Genomic DNA, 584 nt, shown 5'->3' with positions numbered 1-584 from the left:
GAACCCGACCCCAGCTCAAACCACGATCAATGACTCGGTCGACACCACCACTGCAACTTTGACCGCGAGCCCGTCGGTGACCGAAGGCGGTGTGATCACCTACACCGTCACCCTGAGCAATCCTGCCCAGACGCCGGTAACCGTGACCCTGTCCAACGGCCAGACCGTAACCGTTGAAGCCGGCAAGACTCAGGGCAGTGTCGATTTCCAGACCCCGGCCAACGACGTTTACAACAACGGCTCGACCGTTAGCGTCACCATCGAAAACGCCACTGGCGGTAACTTCGAACAACTGACCCCGAACCCGACTCCGGCCCAGACCACGATCAATGATTCGGTCGACACCACCACCGCGACCCTCACTGCATCGCCGAGCGTGACCGAAGGCGGCGTGATCACCTATACCGTGACTCTGAGCAACCCTGCTCAGACCCCGGTAACCGTGACCCTGTCCAACGGCCAGACTGTGACCGTTGAAGCGGGTAAGACTCAGGGCAGTGTCGATTTCCAGACCCCGGCCAACGACGTTTACAACAATGGCTCCACCGTTAGCGTCACCATCGAAAACGCCACTGGCGGTAACT

The 584-nt window shown here is 59.8% G+C and carries 1 protein-coding gene; it reads left to right on the top strand.

Going from position 1 to position 584, the window contains the following annotated elements; genetic code table 11:
• Positions 1-584 (top strand): immunoglobulin-like domain-containing protein (locus QWI17_RS18145; protein ID WP_302723941.1); only part of this gene is annotated, 584 nt, incomplete at both ends.

This window comes from Gilvimarinus gilvus, assembly GCF_030518155.1.
GTDB lineage: Bacteria > Pseudomonadota > Gammaproteobacteria > Pseudomonadales > Cellvibrionaceae > Gilvimarinus > Gilvimarinus gilvus.
The sequence above is the reverse complement of the archived record's forward strand: the minus strand, read 5'-3'. Positions and strand labels throughout refer to the sequence as shown.